We start from the raw sequence: 17,394 nt of genomic DNA, 5'->3' as shown, positions 1-17,394 counted from the left end.
ACTGTTGCGCCTCGGCCGCCTTGCACTAAGCTGACGGCATGACCGCGCCGGCCGATTACACGCTTTCAGATGACGGCCGCACGCTGCGGTTCACCGGCGCGCTGACGCTGGCCCGCATCGGCGACCTGCCGCAGCGGCTGGACAATGTCGCCACCACGCCGCAGCAGATCGACCTGTCCGGGATCGAGCGGATGGACACGGTCGGCGCGTGGCTGATCCATCGCATGGCGCGCGACCACGACATCGCGATCCAGGGCGCGAACGACGACGAAAGCCATTTGCTGGAACAGGTGGCGGCCGCCGACAAGCCGCTCAAGATCCGCCCGGACGCCCGCTCTTCCTTCACGCGGGTGCTGGACGAGGTCGGTAGTGCGACGATCGCCGCCGCCCGCACCCTGCTGAACCTGATAGCCTTTTTCGGCGCGGTGCTGATCACCATGGCCGATCTGGTGCGCCATCCGCGCCGGATCCGCTGGAATGCCGTCGTCCGCCAGTTCGAGGTGGTCGGCGTCGACGCACTCGGCATCGTGGGGTTGATGAGCTTCCTGATCGGCGTGGTCATCGCCCAACAGGGCGCGATCCAGCTGCGTCAGTTCGGGGCCGAGGTGTTCACCATCAACCTGGTGGGCCGGCTCACCCTGCGCGAACTGGGCGTGCTGATGACCGCGATCATGGTCGCGGGACGTTCCGGCTCCGCCTTTGCCGCGCAGATCGGGTCGATGCGCCTGGCCGAGGAGGTCGACGCGATGCGCACGATTGGTGTCGCGCCGATGGAGGCCCTGGTCGTGCCGCGCGTGCTGGCGGGCGTGATCATGATGCCGCTGCTGGCCTTCTATGCGGCAATAGTGGCGCTGGTCGGCGGCGGGCTGTTCGCCTGGTACAGCCTTGATATTCCGCCGGTAACCTTTGTCAGCCGGGTGCGCGAAGTGGTGCCGATCACCGATCTGTATCAGGGCCTGCTGAAGGCGCCCGTATTCGGCGCCATCATCGCCATCGCCGGCTGTTTCAACGGCATGCAGGTCGAAGGCAATGCCGAGGCGGTCGGCTTGCGCACCACGGCCGCGGTGGTGCAGTCGATCTTCCTCGTGATCGTGCTGGATGCTTTCTTTGCGGTGTTCTTCGCCTCGGTGGGGTGGATATGAGCGCGCGGACCAAACCGGCGGACGAGGTGATCTGCGTCCGTGGCCTTACCAACCGGTTCGGCGAACAGGTGGTGCACGACCAGCTCGACCTGGACGTCCGGCGGGGCGAGATTCTGGGCGTGGTCGGCGGATCGGGCACCGGCAAGTCGGTGCTGATGCGCTCCATCATCGGCCTGCAGCATCCGTCGGCGGGCGATGTCCAGGTGTTCGGCCAGTCCATGATCGACCGCGAGGATACGGAGGCGCGCGAAGTGCGCCGCCGCTGGGGCGTGCTGTTCCAGGGCGGGGCGCTGTTTTCGACGCTGACCGTGGCCGAGAATGTGCAGGTGCCGCTGCGTGAATATTTCCCCCACCTCGACAAGCGGTTGCTGGACGAGATCGCCGCCTACAAGGTCGCCATGACCGGGCTGCCGGCGGAGGCGGGCCCGAAATATCCGTCCGAACTGTCGGGCGGGATGAAGAAGCGCGCGGGTCTGGCCCGCAGCCTGGCGCTGGATCCCGAACTGCTGTTCCTTGATGAGCCCACCGCTGGCCTCGATCCGATCGGTGCGGCCGCGTTCGACGACCTCATCAAGAGCCTGAAGGAAACGCTGGGGCTTACCGTGTTTCTGATCACCCACGACCTGGATACGCTGCACGCCATCTGCGATCGGATCGCAGTGCTGGCGGACCGCAAGGTGGTGGCGGTCGGAACGATCCCGGAATTGTTGGCGTTGGATCATCCGTGGATTCAGGAATATTTCAATGGCCCGCGCGGGCGGGTGGCGCAGGACGCTGCGGAACGCCATGGCGGCGAGGATCCGCTGGAAAACATGAAAAGACGCAATGCCGCTCTGGCATCGGCGGGTGGAGACACCGCGCCGGATGCGATCGGATGAAGGGGGCCAGGACAGGCTGATGGAAAACCGTTCCAACCACCTCCTGGTCGGCGGCGTCGTATTGGTGCTGGTGGCCCTCGCGCTCGCCTTCACCGTGTGGCTGGCCGGCTTTGGCGGCACCAATGACAAGAGGTTCGACATCCTGTTCAAATCGTCGGTGGACGGTTTGGCCAAGGGTTCGGCGGTCACCTTCTCGGGCGTGCCGGTCGGCAAGGTTGAGGAAATCGCGATCATGCCAAACCAGCCGGAGCTGATCCGCGTCCGCATCTCCGTCAAGGAAGACACGCCGGTCCTGCAGGGCACGACCGCCACCATCGCGGGCGTCGGCTTCACCGGCGTCAGCCAGATCAACCTGGACGGCGCAGTGCAGGGCGCGCCCCCGATCGACCAGCCGGGGCCGTTCGGTGAGCCGCTGATCCCGCCAAAGACGGGCGGGCTCGGCGCGCTGCTCAACAATGCGCCGGCCCTGCTGGACCGGCTGACCACCCTGACCGAGCGCGTCACCGACCTGCTCAACCCGCAGAATCAGCGGTCGATCACCGGCATCCTCGCCAATTTCGACCGGATTTCGGGCTCGCTCGCCGAGCGTAGCGACGACATCGCCGCGACGCTGGCGGAGGCGCGGGTCGCCATCCGTCAGGCCGGTGCCGCCTCCGAACAATTCGGCAAGCTGGCGGCCACCACCAACCAGAATATCGGTCCGCTGCTGACCAACCTGAACGATGCGATCGGGTCGGCCAAGCATAGCATGGCCAATCTGGATTCGGCGATCAACGATGCGCGGCCGGGCCTGAAGGCGATCTCGACTCAGACCGTGCCGGCCGCGAACCAGCTGATCCGTGACCTGGCGGATACCGCGTCATCGTTGCAGGCCGTGTCCAGCCGTTTCGAAAATGGTGGCGCCGGTGGCCTGCTGGGTGGCCAGCGTCTGCCCGACTACAAGCCGAGGAAGTGATGAAGACGATCCATTATACCTTCCTCGCCCTGGCCGCGGCGTTGCCGCTGTCGGGCTGCATCAGCCTGGGCCCGAAGACGCCCGACCGGCTGCTGGTGCTGACGCCGGCCAGCCCGCTGGCGGCGGGGCCCGCGCGGGTCGCCGGTGATGCGCAGACGGTGGCCGTGGCTCCCCTTACCGCCATTCCCGCGCTGGTGACGCCACGGGTGCTGGTGAGCGACGGCACCAACGGCATCGCCTATCTGCGCGAGGAACGCTGGACCGCCGCGCCGCAAATCCTGTTCCGCTCTTTGCTGGCGGAGACGATCACGGCCCGCACCGGCCGGGTCGTGCCCGATCCGCGCCTGCTGGCGGTGACGCCGAACACGCGCCTGTCGGGCCAGCTGTCCAGCTTCGGCTATGACGCGGCGAACCGGACCGCGATGGTGGTGTTCGATGCCACCATCGTGCGTGAGGGCAGCGACCGCCTTGAGGCCCGCCGCTTCTCCGCCAGCGCACCCGTCGCCTCCGAAGAGGGGGCCGTGGTCGCCGCCGGGATCAACCAGGCCGCCAACCAGGTCGCGGCCGAGGTGGCCGACTGGGTGGGCTCGCGCTGAAGATTGCGTCCTGCCGGGTGAACCGGTACTCCCGCACGCGCGGGAGCCCGGGCCCGGGGCTGCCTCAATCGAGGCTTCGGGAGACCTGTTCCAGCACGTCCTTGCTGAGCGACGGTGCTGCCATGATCCGTTCGAGTTCGCCCCGCATCGCCGCCGCGCGCACCGGCTCGTAGCGGCGCCACCGGCCGAGCGCGGGCACCAGCCGGGCGGCGCTTTGCGGATTCTTGGGGTCCACCGCCAGGATCATGTCCGCGACGAAGCGGTAGCCGCCCTGCTCCAGATCGTGGAACGCCCGCTGGTTGAGCGCGAATGCCCCCACCAGCGCGCGCAGCCGGTTGGGATTGCCGATGGTAAAGTCCGGATGTTCGGCCAGCGCCTGCACCGCCGCGGGCGTGTCGTCGCGAGTCGAGAGCGCCTGCGCGCTGAACCACTTGTCCAACACCAGCGGATCATGACGATAGCGATCGTAGAACGCCTCCAGCGCCTGCGCCCGCTCCGGTGAATCCCCGTTGGCGAGCACGCCCAGCGCACCCTGACGATCGGTCATGTTGTCGGCCTGCGCGAACTGCTCCCAGGCGAGCGCCTGCGCGTCCGCCGCTCCGCTTGCGGCGATATAGCCCAAAGCCACCGTGCGCAGCCGGCGCGCGCCCTTGGCCGTGGGCGTATATTCGAAATGGCCGGCGCGGTTGGCGGAATAAGCCTCGCGCCAGCTGTCGATCAGGGTGCGGCCGAGATCGCGGCGCAGTGCTTCCCGCGCGCTGGCGATCCGGTCGGGGCGCACCTCGCTCAGTTGGTCGCCGATCAGCGCCTCGGACGGCAGCAGCACGGCTTCGGCGACAAAGGCGGCATCCAGATCGGGATTGGCGAGCGTGTCGCGCACCGCGGCGATCACTGCCGCATGATCGGCGGGGTTGCCGGCCACGCTGCCGATCAGCGTGTCGAGCATCAGCTGCTGCATCGCCTCATAACGGGCAAAGGGATCGTCATCGTTGGCCGACAGAAAGGCGAGGTCCGCAGGGCTGCGATTGGTGTGGAGGATGACCGGCGCGGAGAAGCCGCGATTGATCGACAGCACCGGCCGCTCGGTCAGCCCGTCGAACAGCACCTCGCCGCTGTCCGCATCCAGCGTCACCAGCCGTTCGCCACCCATCGGCGTGCCGGTGCGATCGCCCAGCAGCGCGACCCTGAGCGGGATCGGCACCGGCTGCTTGGCCGGCTGCCCCGGCGTGGGCGGCACCGTTTGGCGGAGCTTCAGCCGCGCGCGTCCGCCCGGCGCGTCATAGTCCAGCACGGCCTTGACCTGCGGCGTGCCCGCCTGGCTGTACCACAGTCGAAACTGGCCGAGGTTATGGCCGGTCGCATCCTCCATCGCGCGGACGAAATCCTCGCAGGTGGCGGCCTGACCGTCATGCCGCTCGAAATACAGATCGGTGCCGGCGCGGAAGCCGGGCTCGCCCAGCATCTCCCGCATCATGCGGATAACCTCAGCCCCCTTGTTGTAGATGGTGGCGGTGTAGAAGTTGCTGATCTCGATAAAGGATTCCGGCCGGATCGGATGCGCCAGCGGGCCGGCATCCTCCGGGAACTGCCCGGCGCGCAGCGCCCGGACATCCTCGATCCGCTTCACCGCCGGGCTGCCCAGGTCGGCCGAGAATTGCTGGTCGCGCAACACGGTGAAGCCTTCCTTGAGGCTCAGCTGGAACCAGTCGCGGCAGGTGACGCGATTGCCCGACCAATTGTGGAAATATTCATGCGCCACCACCGCCGCGATCGCGTCGTAATCGGCATCGGTGGCGGTATCCGGATCGGCCAGGATGTAACGCGAGTTGAAGATGTTGAGGCCCTTATTCTCCATCGCGCCGAAGTTGAAATCGCTGACGGCGACGATGTTGAAAATGGCGAGGTCATATTCACGGCCATAGACACGCTCGTCCCATGCCATGGACGCCTTCAGGCTCTCCATCGCATGCGCGGTCTTGGACAGATCCTCGGCCCGCACCCAGATGCCGAGTTCCACATCGCGTCCCGAACGCGTGGTGAAGATGTCACGATTGGCGACCAGATCGCCCGCGACCATCGCGAACAGGTAGCTCGGCTTGGGAAACGGATCGCGCCACAGGGCATAATGCCGTCCATCGGCGGCATCGCCCCCATCGACCGGATCGCCATTGGCGAGCAGCACGGGAAAACGCTCACGATCCGCCTCCATCCGCACCGTGTAGCGGCTGAGCACGTCCGGCCGATCGGGGAAGAAGGTGATGCGGCGGAAACCCTCCGCCTCGCACTGGGTGCAGAGCAGGCCGCTGGATTCGTACAGGCCCATCAGCTTGGAATTGCTGGCGGGTGCGATCTCCACCTCGGTCTCGACCAGATGGTCGTCGCCGGGCAGGTCGATCACCAGGTCTGCGCCGTCAATCCGCCACGCATCGCGCGCCTCCTCGCCGTCGATCCGCACCGCGACCGGCGCCAGGCCATCGCCGTTGAGGCGCAGCGGATGGCCGTGTGCGCCGTTGCGGCGCACCGTGAGCCGCCCCGTGATCCGGGTGGCGAGCGGATCGAGCAGGCAGTCGAGCGCGACCTCAGGCACCAGCCAGTCGGGCGGACGATAATCTTCGCGCCGGATCAGGGCGGGCGGGGTCAGGTCGGCAGAGGCTGCATCTGGCATTACGGGCATGTATGGTGTCGTCGCGGTGGAGGCCAGCCCAAACCCTCCGGCGCGCAGTCTGTGGCGAAGGAGATGCATGGCCCGCTTGGTTCTGTTCGGTCCCGGCTATGTCGGCGGCCATCTCGTCGCGCGATTGCGGCGGGAGGGCTGGGATGTGGACGCGTTCGGCCGCCATGCCGATCCGCAGGAGGTTGCGGCGGCACTCGCCCGCGCCAGCCATGTCCTGTCCAGCGCCCCGCCGGAAGCGGGCCACGACGCGGTGCTGGACCGGTATGGCGCCGCGATCGAACGGGTCGGCTGGATCGGCTACCTCTCCTCCACCGGCGTTTACGGCGATGCGGCCGGCGCATGGGTCGATGAGCAAGCGCCGCTGAACGGGCGCAGGCCAGAGCGGATCGCCGCCGATCGTGCCTGGCTCGGCCTTGGCGCGCGGGTGTTCCGCTTGCCCGGCATCTATGGTCCGGGCCGGTCGGTGGTGGAGCGGCTGCAGCAGGGGCAGGCGCATCGCGTGGCGCTCCGCACCCAGGTATTCAGCCGGGTGCATGTGGCCGACATCGTGTCGGCGGTAGTGGCGGCGAGCGCGCGCGGACCGGCCGGAGCCTACAACCTTGCCGATGACGAGCCCGCCTCCCAGAATGCGCTGATCGAATGGGTCTGCGCCCGCGCGGGCTGGCCGCTTCCCGCGCTGATCGCGCCCGACGATCCCGATCTGTCGCCGGCGGCGCGCGCTTTCTATCGTGAGAATCGGCGGGTCGCGAATGGCAAGGCCAGGCGCCTGCTCGGCTGGCGACCGGCCTTTCCCAGCTTTCGCGAAGGCCTGTCCGCCGCATTGTAGGGGGGCGAGGCGGGCGCCGACCGGAGTCTGCGTGAGTCGGCGCCCGCAGCCAGACTAAGCGCGGCGCAACCCGAGTCCAGCCGCCGCATATTGTCCCACGGCGAAGTGTGTCCGGAAAACGGCCGGCCTTGTTCCGGCCCGCGCATGGTTTAGCCTGTGTCCATGCCTGCGCTTCCGTCCGCCCACGACCTCACCCGCGATGCCATCGCGACCCTTGCCACATTGGTGGCGTTCGACACCACCTCCCGCAATTCCAACCTGGTCCTGATCAGTCATGTCGAGGGGGTGCTGGCCGACCTCGGCATCGCCTCCACCCGCATCCCCAGCGCGGACGGGCGCAAGGCCAACCTCTACGCCACGCTGGGGCCGATGGCGGAAGGCGGCGTCGTGCTGTCCGGCCATACCGATGTGGTGCCGGTCGACGGACAGGCGTGGAGCAGCGACCCGTTCGTGCTCAGCGAGCGGGACGGCCGCCTCCACGGACGCGGCACGTGCGACATGAAGGGGTTCCTGGCGCTGGCCCTCGCCGCCGCGCCGCTCTTTGCCGAAGCGGGGCGGCTGGCGCGACCGGTCCACCTGGCCTTCTCCTATGACGAGGAGGTCGGCTGCCTGGGCGCGCCGGCAATGATCGCGGAGATGGCGGCGCACCTCCCGCGTCCGGCGGGCGTGATCGTGGGCGAGCCGACCAACATGGAGGTGGTCCACGGCCACAAGGGGATCACCTCCTACATCGTCACGGTGACCGGGCATGAGGCGCATTCCAGCCTGACCCATCTCGGCCTGTCCGCCAACATGATGGCGGTGCGGCTGATGCACGACCTGACCCTGTTGGCCGCACGGCTGGAACAGGAGGGCGATCCCGCATCGCCCTTTGTCCCGAAGCACGCCACGCTCACGATCGGGCAGGTTCAGGGCGGAACGGCGGTCAACATCCTGGCCGGGCGATGCACCTTCCTGTTCGACCTGCGCTGCCCGCCGGGGATGGATCCCCAAGCCGTGCTGCAACCCTTCCTGGCCGAGGCGGAGCGGCTGGACGGGGAGATGAAGGCGCGCTTCCCGGACACAGGCGTGCGGGTGGAGCGCCGATCGCTCACCCCGTCCTTCGCGCCGGAGCCGGACGGCGCGGCCGAGCGGATCGCGCGCCCGCTGGCGGGGGGCGATGGTCCGCCGCGCGTGGTACCCTATGCGGCGGAGGCGGGGCAGTTCCAGCAGGCGGGCTTTTCCACCGTGATCTGCGGCCCCGGATCGATCGAGCAGGCGCACCAGCCGGATGAATATGTCACCCACGCCCAAATGGAGCATGGGGCAGCGTTCATGCTGCGACTGGCTGAAATGCTGGCCCGTTAACGTGATTTCCAGATCGACAGGGATAGTATAGAATAGAGAAAAGGAGTTTATCCATCCGACAAGTTGCAGCTTTGCCATACCGGACAGAAAATGATGGCCGGGTTTGCGTGCTGCTGATCACCAGTCGGGATACGCGCCGCTGGGTGCTGCCCAAGGGCAATCCGATCCGGGGTCTGACCCATCACGAATCCGCCGCGCAGGAAGCGTTCGAGGAGGCCGGGATCAGCGGCATCGCTTGCCCCACGCCTCTTGGAAGCTACCGTTATCGCAAGGAAAAAGCGGATGGGCGGAGCAAGCGGGCAAAGGTCGCGGTGTTTCCGTTTGCCGTGGTCGATCAGGCCGCGCACTGGCCCGAACAGCATGAGCGCGAGACCCGCTGGTTCGACCTGTCCGATGCCGCCGCGGCGGTGCACGAAGCCGATCTCAGCCATCTTATCGCCCGCTTCCGCGTGCAACGTCCCTCTAGACGGCGCGAGCGGCTCTTGTCATGGGCGCGCCGGCAAGGGGAGACTTTACCTATGTTGCGCTGGTTCCAGGCGCTTATGCCGAAGCAGGGCCGGTTTTTCGAGCAGTTCGAGGCGCACGCCACCACCCTGGTGGGGGGCGCCGATGCGCTCGCGCGCTTGCTGCACGGCGGCCCCGACGTGACCCTCCACATCAAGGAGATCCACGATCAGGAGCATGTCGCCGACGACATCACCCGCGACGTGCTGCAGGATGTGCGCCGTATCCTGATCACGCCGTTCGACCGCACCGCCATCACCGGGCTGATCGCGTCCATGGACGACGCGATCGATCAGATGAACCAGACGGCCAAGGCGATCGCGCTCTACGGCTTCGACCGGTTCGAGCCACAGATGCGCGACATGAGCGGCATCATCGTCGAGGCGGCGCGCGTCACGGCGGAGGTGATGCCCCTGCTCCGCTCCATCGGCGACAATGCCAGCCGCATCCTGGAGCTGACGGCGCGGCTGATCCAGCTGGAAGGTCATGCCGACGAGATCCACGATTCGGGGCTGAGCGCGATCTTCAAGGCCGCGACGGAAGTGCAGCGCCCGATGGACTTCGTGGTCGGGCGCGAAATCTACAGCCATCTGGAACGGGTGGTGGACCGGTTCGAGGATGTCGCCAACGAGATCCAGGGTCTCGTTCTCGACCACGCCTGATCGCCTGTCATGGTGCATATCGCATTTCCGATGCTGATCGGCCTGATCGCTGTCGCCTTGCTGTTCGACCTTCTGAACGGCCTGCACGACGCGGCCAATTCGATCGCGACCGTGGTGTCGACCCGCGTGCTCAGCCCGCAGGTGGCGGTGCTGTGGGCGGCCTTTTTCAACTTCATCGCCTTTCTCGTCTTCGGCCTCCATGTGGCGGAAACGGTGGGCAAGGGCATCGTGTCGGCCGAGATCATCGATGCGCAGGTGATTTTCGGCGCGCTGATGGGGGCGATCAGCTGGAACCTGATCACCTGGATCCTGGGCATTCCCTCCTCCTCCAGCCATGCCCTGATCGGTGGGCTGGTGGGCGCCGGCACTGCCAAAGCGGGCCTGTCCGCCGTGATCTGGTCAGGCGTGGGCAAGACGGTGGCGGCGATCTTCCTGTCGCCGCTGATCGGCCTGTTGCTGGCGCTGGTGATGGTGCTGATCACCAGCTGGCTGTTCGTGCGCCAGACGCCCGCTTATGCCGATGGCGTGTTCCGCAAGCTGCAATTGGTGTCGGCGGCGCTCTACTCGCTTGGCCATGGTGGCAATGACGCGCAGAAGACGATGGGGATCATCGCGGTCCTGCTCTATTCGCAGGGGCTGCTGGAGGGTGGCTTCCACGTGCCCTTGTGGGTCGTGCTGTCCTGCCAGGCGGCGATGGGCATCGGCACGCTGCTGGGCGGCTGGCGGATCGTCCACACGATGGGGTCGAAGATCACCCGCCTGACTCCGCACCAGGGCTTCTGCGCGGAAAGCGGTGGCGCGATCACTCTGTTCCTCGCCACGTTCGGCGGCATCCCCGTGTCCACCACCCACACCATCACCGGCGCGATCGTCGGCGTCGGTGCGGCGCGGCGGATGTCGGCGGTGCGGTGGAGCGTCGCGTCCAGCATCGTCGTCGCGTGGATCGTCACCCTGCCGGCGGCGGCTTTGGTGGCGGCCGGCTTCTACGAACTGACGCGTTTGTTCTGAGGGGATTCCCGCCGGGTCACGGGTCGCCTATCTAGGGTGGCATGCGTTCCGTCCTGTCCGTCTCCCGTTCCATCCTCGGCCAGCCCTGGCGCTGGCGGGGCAAAGCGGGGGACGGAGGGGAGGACGGCTTTTCCAACGACGATCTGGTCGCGCAACTGCTGCTGTCGCGGGGCGTGCCGCGCGAGGCGATCGACCAGCATCGCACCCCCACGATCCGCGGCTTCATGCCCGACCCCTCCGTGTTTCGAGACATGGATGCCGCCGCCGCCCGGATCGTCGCGGCGGTGGAGCGGGGCGAGGCGGTCACCATCTTCGGCGACTATGACGTGGACGGCGCCACATCGGCTGCGCTGCTGGTCCGGCTGCTGCGCGGGCTCGGCCTCGATCCGCAGGCCTATATCCCCGATCGCCTGATGGAGGGCTATGGTCCGAGCGGCGAGGCTTTGGTGCGGATCGCCCGCGGCGGCGCCAACCTGATCGTCACGGTGGATTGCGGCGCGCAGGCGTTCGAGGCGCTGGAGATGGCGGCGGCCGAGGGCGTCGACGTGATCGTGGTCGATCATCACAAATGCGCGACCCTGCTGCCGCGCGCATTGGCGGTGGTGAACCCCAACCGGCTGGACGAGGCGGAGGAAGGCGCGGCGCACGGCCACCTCGCCGCGGTCGGTGTCGCGTTCCTGCTGGGCGCGGCGGTGGTGCGGCTGCTGCGCGGGCGCGGCTGGTTCGCCACCCGTCCCGAGCCGCGCCTGCTTGACCTGCTGGATCTGGTGGCGCTGGGCACGGTGGCGGATGTGGCGCAACTGAGGGGGCTCAATCGCGCCTTCGTGACGCAGGGATTGAAGGTGATGGGGCAGGCGCGCAATCCCGGCCTCGCCGCCCTCGCCCGTGCGGCCCGGCTGGCCGATGCGCCGACCTGCACTGATCTCGGTTTCGCGCTGGGGCCTCGGATCAATGCCGGCGGGCGGGTTGGGCGCGCCGACCTCGGCGTCCGTCTGCTCACCACCGAGGATCCGGCGGAGGCGGAGGCGATCGCCGCCGAACTCGACCGCTACAATGAAGAACGGCGCGCCATCGAGCTGGCGGTGACCGAGGCCGCCGAGAACCTGGCGGCGGCGCAAGGCAATCGCGCGGTGATAGTGGTGTCCGGCGCGGGCTGGCACCCCGGCGTGATCGGCATCGTCGCGGGCCGGCTCAAGGAACGGCTCGGCCGTCCCGCCATCGTGATCGCGACCGACGAGCAGGGGATCGGCAAGGGTTCCGGCCGCTCGATCAGCGGCGTGGACCTGGGCGCGGCGATCCTGGCCGCCAAGGATATGGGGCTATTGGTGGCGGGTGGCGGACATGCCATGGCGGCGGGGCTGACGGTGGACGCAGCCCGGATCGATGCGCTGGCGGACTTTCTCGACCAACGCCTCGGCGAGGACGTGGCGCGCGCACGGGAGGATCGCGCCCTGCTGCTCGACGCCGTGCTGGCGTGCGGCGGCGTGGCGGCTTCGCTGGTTGAGGCGATGGATGCGGCCGGCCCCTATGGCGCGGGCTGGCCGAGCCCGCGCGTGGCGGCCGGGCCGGTGCGGGTGATCAAGGCGGACATTGTCGGCAACGGCCACGTCCGTGCGGTGGTGGCGGGCGACGACGGCCGCTCGATCAAGACCATCGCCTTTCGCCAGGCGGACACCGAATTGGGGCAAGCCCTGCTCGGCGCGGGACCCCACCGGCGGCTGTGGCTGGCCGGCCGGGCCAAGATCGACAGTTGGTCTGGCAGCGGAAAAGCGGAACTTCATGTCGATGATGCGGCCTGGGCGGATTGACGAACCGTTGCGACCCCCCTAAGCGGGCCGTCCGGATGGCCCCTTCGTCTAGCGGTCTAGGACGCGGCCCTTTCACGGCTGAAACACGGGTTCGATTCCCGTAGGGGTCACCATCCTGATTTCGTTGCATTTATTTAGCCCCTCCGGGGGAGCGTCCCCCTTTTAGCGGGATGACGTCCCCCCGCATGATCGTTTCTGCGGCTCCACGGGCAATCATCAGGGCGCGAGCGCGCTTGGTGTAATGGCGCACCGTCTGAGGAGTCATTCCGCAGATCGCGCCGATTTCGGTATCGCTCAGGCCAAGCTCGGCCAGGTAGCAGGCGGCGTTCTTCCGCAGGCCATGAAAGCTGTAGAGCCGGGCCTTGCCATTGCTGAGGTAGGTCGGGGAGCCGATCTCCGCCATCAGCCGTCGCATGCGTTCCTGCACGATCTTGGGCTCGCTGAACGGCTTGCCCGCGCGATCGTAGAGCAACGTCACGCTACAGCGCGGCAGCTTGCCCAGTTCGTCCAGCCAGAACGGGTGCATGGGTATTGCCACGTCAGCACTGTTTTTGCCGGTGCGCAGCTGCATGATGCGGCCATCATGCCAGCCGTGCTGCATCTTGATGCAGTCGCCGATGCGGGCACCGCTGCACAGCCCGGTGACGATCGCCAGCCGCATCATGGGCAAGGCGGTCGCTAGGGCTCGCTCCAGCACATCGGCCGGCCACGGCTCCTGCTCTCCAATGTCGAGCGGCTTGATGCCGGCGGCCGGGTTGTCCCGACGCCAGTCGTTGTCCGCCGCGAACGCCATGAGCTTGCGGAAGGTGGCAAGCCAGTTGTTCGCCTTGCCCGGCATCTCCGCGTAAGCGTCGCGCATCCGGTTCACGTCGCTTCGGCGGCAGCCCGCAACGCTGCGATGCCCGTGCACTTCTTCGATCATGCTCAAGTAGCGCGTCGTGTTCTCGCGCGTCTTCTTTGCACGGATCGTCGTGTAGGCACTGCTGAGACGATACGCGGCCACAAGGGCCCCGATCGTGCCAGCGCTAGGGCGCTTCCGGACCGCGTCCGGTCGAGCCGCCTTGGCGTAGGCTTCCGCGAAGCGCGGATCGTCCAGCGCAGGCAAGCGAATATAGGTGTCGCGCCCACCGATCTTGCGGCGGAAGTAGAGGCGACCGTGTTTGGTGCACAGACCCGGCAGCTCCGTCCTACCCACGCAAATCTCCCCAGCTGCCATCCTCGTCATTGTCGGAGACGATGCCGAATTGAGCTTCCACGAAGCGATCGAGCTGGACACGTGACCACAGCACCCGGCGACCTTCCTTGGCCGGCTTTGGATAACGGCCGTCCTGCCAACCTTCGCGGAACGTGGTCTTGCTGACGCCAAGATAGGCCGCGCTCAGATCCTCGCTGAGCCGGGCTGGCCAATTGGGGAGCTGAGCCGAGGCCATCAGCGTGGCGCGCATTGCTGGCGAACAAGCACGATCGTGCCCGCGGTGCGCTCTGAACTCTCCAACGAGAAACGCACAGCCGCCTGTCCAATTTTATCCGAAAAGGTCAAGAGGGATCCTCCTCAGTGGCCACTGCCTGCGCAAATTCTAGCAAACGCGACATTACGCGGCCTGAGTTCAGCACAGTGTAGGGCGGTGGATATCCATTGTGATTATGTCTGAACTTACCATCTATAGTGTGCCACTCTCCTCCAGATTCTAGAAAAACAATAGGATCCGGAGATGCGCTGTCTGCCATAATCAATAAGTTGCGAAGAGTGCGTGATACTTCGGCGGCGGGTATTTTTTGCTCACGGACATACCTCATGTCTTCGAGCAATAATTCCAAAACTGGCGAAAACTGCTTCGCCGCTGCACCAGCTACTGCGATCGGCACGAACGACTCTTTTATCAGGCTATCGCTAATTAGGAGTCCGAACAGGTCCCGGAGGGTGAAACTCCAGCGGCCACTCTCAGTCCGAGCACCGAATGGCAGCACACGGCGATCCAACCCAGCGCGAAACTGGCGGTCACCCATCGAGACGAGTGCAAGCGCCCGTCCATAAGAAACGATCGGCTCGTCGAGGCGGGGAGGTGACGATGGGGCCAAATCGCTCATGCGTTCTTTCTACATGCCTTTGTAGAAAGCGCGCAAGCGCAATCTACAAAGGCATGTAACTTTCTTCTCTGCTCGCTTGCATGCACCGCCTCTGGTGCGGGCACGCCGGCTAAAGATAGCGCTCGCCATTCATCCAGCCCGCCCACTGTTGCGTGGGGCGCTGTGTCTCGGATCATGCGGAACGTTGGCAGCATGTCCGATCGAATGAGATGCGCTGTATGCCGGGTGCTGATCCGGAGATGCGTCGCAATCATCCCTATCCCACGAAGGAGTTTGGGTGCGCTCATGCCTCACCGCCCCACCCTTGATGGGCTCTCGCATCGATTGTGGTGGCCTCGTTCAGCATCAACTCTGCAAGGGAGATCAGCAGATCGATGCCTTCCATGGCTTGCGCCTTCACGACGCCGCTGAGCAGGTCGAACTCGTCGTCTGCCTTCTCGGCGCGAAATGCCGCCGCCAGCGTGCCAGCAACGCCGCGTGCCGCAGCGAGGATTGGAACAGCCGCCTCCACTGGAGTGCTGCCGGGAAAAGGCGTGAGCCCTTCGAAAGTTTGGAAGCTGGTCAGACCAGCACTGATTGGTCCCATGACGCTCATGCCGCCAGTCTCCCGAGCATGGCGCCTAACGCAGTCAGGCGCGCCAAACCGCGCATCGCCTGCACGGTAAGTGCATTGTTGAGTGGTCCGTGATCCTGATCGAGGCTGCTTTCCAGCGCCACCAGCAAGGCATGGACTTCGCCGAACAGCTCCGCCGACCCCTCGCGATCGTCCAGGCCGCCGAAAGCGGTGACATCGTTGATCCGGTAGCTTTGAACGACCTCGCGCGCGACTTGCTCGCGTTCGGTCTGCTCCTTTGCGGCGACCCGGCGGGCAGCCATGTCAGGATGTTTTTCAGATGCGCGGGCATGATGTGCGCTGCTAAGGGCGGCTGTAGCCATGATCGATCTCCATAGGATCGGTTGCGGTCAGAGCCGGCGCGAGGGGCCTAATCCTTGCGTCGGCTCGTCTTTTGTGGCACCCCTAATTAACCATGTCAATTCCGGGTGCCACAAAAAAACGAGGCCGTCCCGCCACGGGACGTGGCGAGAGCGTGAACGTTCGTTTACAGCCTGACCAACTTACTGCCCTTGATGCCTGGATAGGTCAGCAAGAACCTCAGCCCTCCCGGCCAGAGGCAATCCGCCTGATCCTGCGCGACCACCTCAGCGCCCGCTAGACCTGACATGGACCGGCCGTCCCGCCGCCATTTCGACGGCAAGCTGCGGACCATCTTCTTTTTGCTGACCAGCAGGCTGTGGCTTACCCCTCGCGGTTCTGCGCCGACGAGTCGATCCAGAGCTGGAAAGCGGCAGCCTCCTGTCTCCTCATCGCTTCGCTCATTACGGCATGGCTGACCCAATGTGCGCGATGCTGACGATGCCACCAAAGAGCACTGGGCTTTCCGGCACGGTCATTTCTTCGGTCGTATTCTTGGAGCATCGACGATCGATACCGACCATTGTAGCGTCGTGGCGGAAGCGAGACCATCGTCGAATATGACCCATCATAAGATAGAGCTAACGGCACACCACCTCACGCGCTTCGCATCGACGAATCCTCTGGATGCGGTGTCCGAGCTGATATGGAATGGCCTCGACGCCGACGCGAGTCGTGTGACGGTCACAACCGAGTTCGATGTTTTACAGTCGATGTCGGCGATCGTAGTGGCCGACAACGGCGAAGGCATCCCCTTCGACCAGATCGTCGGGCGCTTCAAGCGTCTAGGCGACTCCTGGAAGCGCTCATCCCGGCTGTCGAAGAAGCAGGGCCGCTTCCTGCACGGCAAGGACGGCCAGGGGCGGTTCAAGGCGCTCTCGCTCGGACGCGTGGTTGGGTGGACCATTACCTACGCGGACGGCGATCAGCACTTCTCCTACACTGCCCGACTGATCGCCGATGATCCTACCGATCTGATCATCTCGGACGCGCCTGAAAAGACCTCGCGCCCCACGGGGGTTACAGTCCGCGTTACAGAGCTGAATCCGCCAACCCGCGCTCTGATGAATGTCGACGCCCTAAACCGGATCGGAGAGAAGTTCGCCCTCTACCTGAACCAGTATCGCGACGTGGAGATAAACTTCCGCGGAACCCTCATACGGCCCGAAACCTACATCGTCTCCGTCGAGCCGTTCACGTTGGATCCCATCGTAGACGGCGAGCGGACCTTCGCGGTCGAATATGACATTGTCGAATGGGCCGTGCGGAGCGAGCGCCGCATATATCTGTGCGATGCCGAGGGCTTCCCCTTGGCAGAGCGCAATCCTCGCTTCCATGTCCCTGGTCTCGACTTCGTCGGATACATCCGTTCCGACTACTTCGCTGCACTAGCCGAGCAGAACCTGATCGACGTCGACGGCCTCGACAGCAACGTCGCCGACATCCTCGAACAAGCGAAAGACCTGACGAAAGCCTTTTACCGGAAGCGTCGCGTCAATGACACGCGATCCGTCATCCAGAAATGGAAGGAGGAGAAGGTCTACCCCTACGAGACGGAGGCACTAACCGTCGCACAGGAAACCGAGCGGCAGGTTTTCGATCTCGTGGCCGTCTCCGTAAAGGACCACATCCAGGACTACGACGCGCTGCCGGCCACTGCACGCAGGTTCAACTTCGAACTTCTCCGCCAGGTTATCGAGCGCAACCCAACCGAACTACGCTCAGTATTAGAACACGTCATCAAGCTGCCAGAAAACAAGCTAGCCGAACTTGCCTCCCTATTGGAGGACGTTACCCTCTCTAATATCATTGAGGCATCGGCGACCGTCGCTGACCGCCTGACCTTCGTCCACGGCCTAGGGCTGGGACTCACAACCACCACATGATGGCGGCGGCGAGATGGATGCTGCCGAGGAAGTTGGCGGCGAGCCGG

16 protein-coding genes and 1 tRNA gene are annotated in these 17,394 nt (G+C 65.8%); 11 read left to right on the top strand and 6 right to left on the bottom strand.

The genetic code is table 11. The features are described 5' to 3' along the window. Positions 1–38 precede the first annotated feature (38 nt). Genes Q0D93_RS09920 through Q0D93_RS09905 form a run of 4 tightly spaced genes read left to right on the top strand, consistent with a single transcriptional unit; the run spans position 39 to position 3,571 of the window. Positions 39–1,142 (top strand): MlaE family lipid ABC transporter permease subunit, encoded by a 1,104-nt coding sequence (locus Q0D93_RS09920; RefSeq protein ID WP_294393424.1) that lies wholly within the window; start codon positions 39–41, stop codon positions 1,140–1,142. Beyond that, a complete protein-coding gene (locus tag Q0D93_RS09915) occupies positions 1,139–2,020 on the top strand; it encodes an ABC transporter ATP-binding protein (protein WP_294393422.1) in 882 nt (293 codons plus the stop codon). The genes Q0D93_RS09920 and Q0D93_RS09915 overlap by 4 nt, the downstream gene beginning before the upstream one ends. Positions 2,021–2,039: 19 nt before the next feature. Continuing rightward, positions 2,040–2,975: an MlaD family protein gene (locus Q0D93_RS09910; protein WP_294393419.1), complete on the top strand. Its 936-nt coding sequence runs from the start codon at positions 2,040–2,042 to the stop codon at positions 2,973–2,975. After that, positions 2,975–3,571 (top strand): ABC-type transport auxiliary lipoprotein family protein, encoded by a 597-nt coding sequence (locus Q0D93_RS09905; protein WP_294393416.1) that lies wholly within the window; start codon positions 2,975–2,977, stop codon positions 3,569–3,571. The genes Q0D93_RS09910 and Q0D93_RS09905 overlap by 1 nt, the downstream gene beginning before the upstream one ends. A gap of 64 nt (positions 3,572–3,635) precedes the next feature. On the opposite strand, the gene pepN is transcribed toward Q0D93_RS09905, so the two are convergent. Next, the gene (gene pepN / locus Q0D93_RS09900; protein WP_294393413.1) at positions 3,636–6,236 is read right to left on the bottom strand and encodes an aminopeptidase N; all 2,601 of its coding nucleotides are present in this window, start codon (positions 6,234–6,236) and stop codon (positions 3,636–3,638) included. A 76-nt stretch (positions 6,237–6,312) separates the two neighbouring features. Between pepN and Q0D93_RS09895 the strand changes: the two genes are divergently transcribed. The 6 genes from Q0D93_RS09895 to Q0D93_RS09870 all read left to right on the top strand — a co-directional run bounded on the left by Q0D93_RS09895 (position 6,313) and on the right by Q0D93_RS09870 (position 12,513). Then, positions 6,313–7,071, top strand: coding sequence for an SDR family NAD(P)-dependent oxidoreductase (locus Q0D93_RS09895; RefSeq protein WP_294393411.1), 759 nt, complete (start codon positions 6,313–6,315; stop codon positions 7,069–7,071). A 162-nt stretch (positions 7,072–7,233) separates the two neighbouring features. Continuing rightward, positions 7,234–8,418 carry an acetylornithine deacetylase gene (gene argE, locus Q0D93_RS09890; protein WP_294393409.1) on the top strand — a complete coding sequence of 395 codons (1,185 nt, stop codon included), beginning with the start codon at positions 7,234–7,236 and terminating at the stop codon, positions 8,416–8,418. A 53-nt stretch (positions 8,419–8,471) separates the two neighbouring features. Then, positions 8,472–9,584, top strand: coding sequence for a DUF47 family protein (locus Q0D93_RS09885; protein ID WP_294393597.1), 1,113 nt, complete (start codon positions 8,472–8,474; stop codon positions 9,582–9,584). A gap of 9 nt (positions 9,585–9,593) precedes the next feature. Beyond that, entirely contained in the window at positions 9,594–10,592 is a 999-nt protein-coding gene (locus Q0D93_RS09880) for an inorganic phosphate transporter (protein WP_294393408.1), read from the top strand. A 41-nt stretch (positions 10,593–10,633) separates the two neighbouring features. Further along, on the top strand, positions 10,634–12,400 hold the full coding sequence (recJ, locus tag Q0D93_RS09875) for a single-stranded-DNA-specific exonuclease RecJ (protein ID WP_294393406.1): 1,767 nt from the start codon (positions 10,634–10,636) through the stop codon (positions 12,398–12,400). Positions 12,401–12,437: 37 nt separating this feature from the next. Beyond that, positions 12,438–12,513: transfer RNA gene (locus Q0D93_RS09870), tRNA-Glu, on the top strand. Positions 12,514–12,530: 17 nt separating this feature from the next. Here Q0D93_RS09870 and Q0D93_RS09865 read toward each other — a convergent pair. The 5 genes from Q0D93_RS09865 to Q0D93_RS09845 form a co-directional block, all read right to left on the bottom strand. Next, positions 12,531–13,595: a hypothetical protein gene (locus Q0D93_RS09865; protein ID WP_294393404.1), complete on the bottom strand. Its 1,065-nt coding sequence runs from the start codon at positions 13,593–13,595 to the stop codon at positions 12,531–12,533. Then, positions 13,588–13,845, bottom strand: a complete 258-nt coding sequence (locus Q0D93_RS09860) for a hypothetical protein (RefSeq protein WP_294393403.1) — start codon at positions 13,843–13,845, stop codon at positions 13,588–13,590. The genes Q0D93_RS09865 and Q0D93_RS09860 overlap by 8 nt, the downstream gene beginning before the upstream one ends. Before the next feature lie 91 nt (positions 13,846–13,936). Further along, the gene (locus Q0D93_RS09855; protein WP_294393401.1) at positions 13,937–14,488 is read right to left on the bottom strand and encodes a hypothetical protein; all 552 of its coding nucleotides are present in this window, start codon (positions 14,486–14,488) and stop codon (positions 13,937–13,939) included. 283 nt (positions 14,489–14,771) lie between these two features. Continuing rightward, entirely contained in the window at positions 14,772–15,083 is a 312-nt protein-coding gene (locus Q0D93_RS09850; protein WP_294393400.1) for a hypothetical protein, read from the bottom strand. Then, entirely contained in the window at positions 15,080–15,364 is a 285-nt protein-coding gene (locus tag Q0D93_RS09845; RefSeq protein ID WP_294393399.1) for a hypothetical protein, read from the bottom strand. The genes Q0D93_RS09850 and Q0D93_RS09845 overlap by 4 nt, the downstream gene beginning before the upstream one ends. Positions 15,365–15,886: 522 nt before the next feature. Between Q0D93_RS09845 and Q0D93_RS09840 the strand changes: the two genes are divergently transcribed. Further along, positions 15,887–17,347, top strand: a complete 1,461-nt coding sequence (locus Q0D93_RS09840) for an ATP-binding protein (protein ID WP_294393397.1) — start codon at positions 15,887–15,889, stop codon at positions 17,345–17,347. The last annotated feature ends 47 nt before the right edge of the window (positions 17,348–17,394 follow it).

It is taken from the genome of uncultured Sphingomonas sp., from assembly GCF_934560975.1.
Taxonomy (GTDB): domain Bacteria; phylum Pseudomonadota; class Alphaproteobacteria; order Sphingomonadales; family Sphingomonadaceae; genus Sphingomonas_I.
Note: the sequence above shows the minus strand (reverse complement) of the source record. Positions and strands in the feature narration are given on the sequence as shown.

Bases quoted from the DNA above. Each gene is read 5' to 3' on its own strand.
- Q0D93_RS09860 (WP_294393403.1), bottom strand. From the start codon at position 13,845: ATGCGCGCCACGCTGATGGCCTCGGCTCAGCTCCCCAATTGGCCAGCC.
- Q0D93_RS09850 (WP_294393400.1), bottom strand. From the start codon at position 15,083: ATGAGCGTCATGGGACCAATCAGTGCTGGTCTGACCAGCTTCCAAACT.
- Q0D93_RS09880 (WP_294393408.1), top strand. From the start codon at position 9,594: ATGGTGCATATCGCATTTCCGATGCTGATCGGCCTGATCGCTGTCGCC.
- recJ (WP_294393406.1), top strand. From the start codon at position 10,634: ATGCGTTCCGTCCTGTCCGTCTCCCGTTCCATCCTCGGCCAGCCCTGG.
- Q0D93_RS09915 (WP_294393422.1), top strand. From the start codon at position 1,139: ATGAGCGCGCGGACCAAACCGGCGGACGAGGTGATCTGCGTCCGTGGC.
- argE (WP_294393409.1), top strand. From the start codon at position 7,234: ATGCCTGCGCTTCCGTCCGCCCACGACCTCACCCGCGATGCCATCGCG.
- Q0D93_RS09845 (WP_294393399.1), bottom strand. From the start codon at position 15,364: ATGGCTGCCCGCCGGGTCGCCGCAAAGGAGCAGACCGAACGCGAGCAA.
- pepN (WP_294393413.1), bottom strand. From the start codon at position 6,236: ATGCCAGATGCAGCCTCTGCCGACCTGACCCCGCCCGCCCTGATCCGG.
- Q0D93_RS09905 (WP_294393416.1), top strand. From the start codon at position 2,975: ATGAAGACGATCCATTATACCTTCCTCGCCCTGGCCGCGGCGTTGCCG.
- Q0D93_RS09855 (WP_294393401.1), bottom strand. From the start codon at position 14,488: ATGAGCGATTTGGCCCCATCGTCACCTCCCCGCCTCGACGAGCCGATC.
- Q0D93_RS09910 (WP_294393419.1), top strand. From the start codon at position 2,040: ATGGAAAACCGTTCCAACCACCTCCTGGTCGGCGGCGTCGTATTGGTG.
- Q0D93_RS09895 (WP_294393411.1), top strand. From the start codon at position 6,313: ATGGCCCGCTTGGTTCTGTTCGGTCCCGGCTATGTCGGCGGCCATCTC.
- Q0D93_RS09920 (WP_294393424.1), top strand. From the start codon at position 39: ATGACCGCGCCGGCCGATTACACGCTTTCAGATGACGGCCGCACGCTG.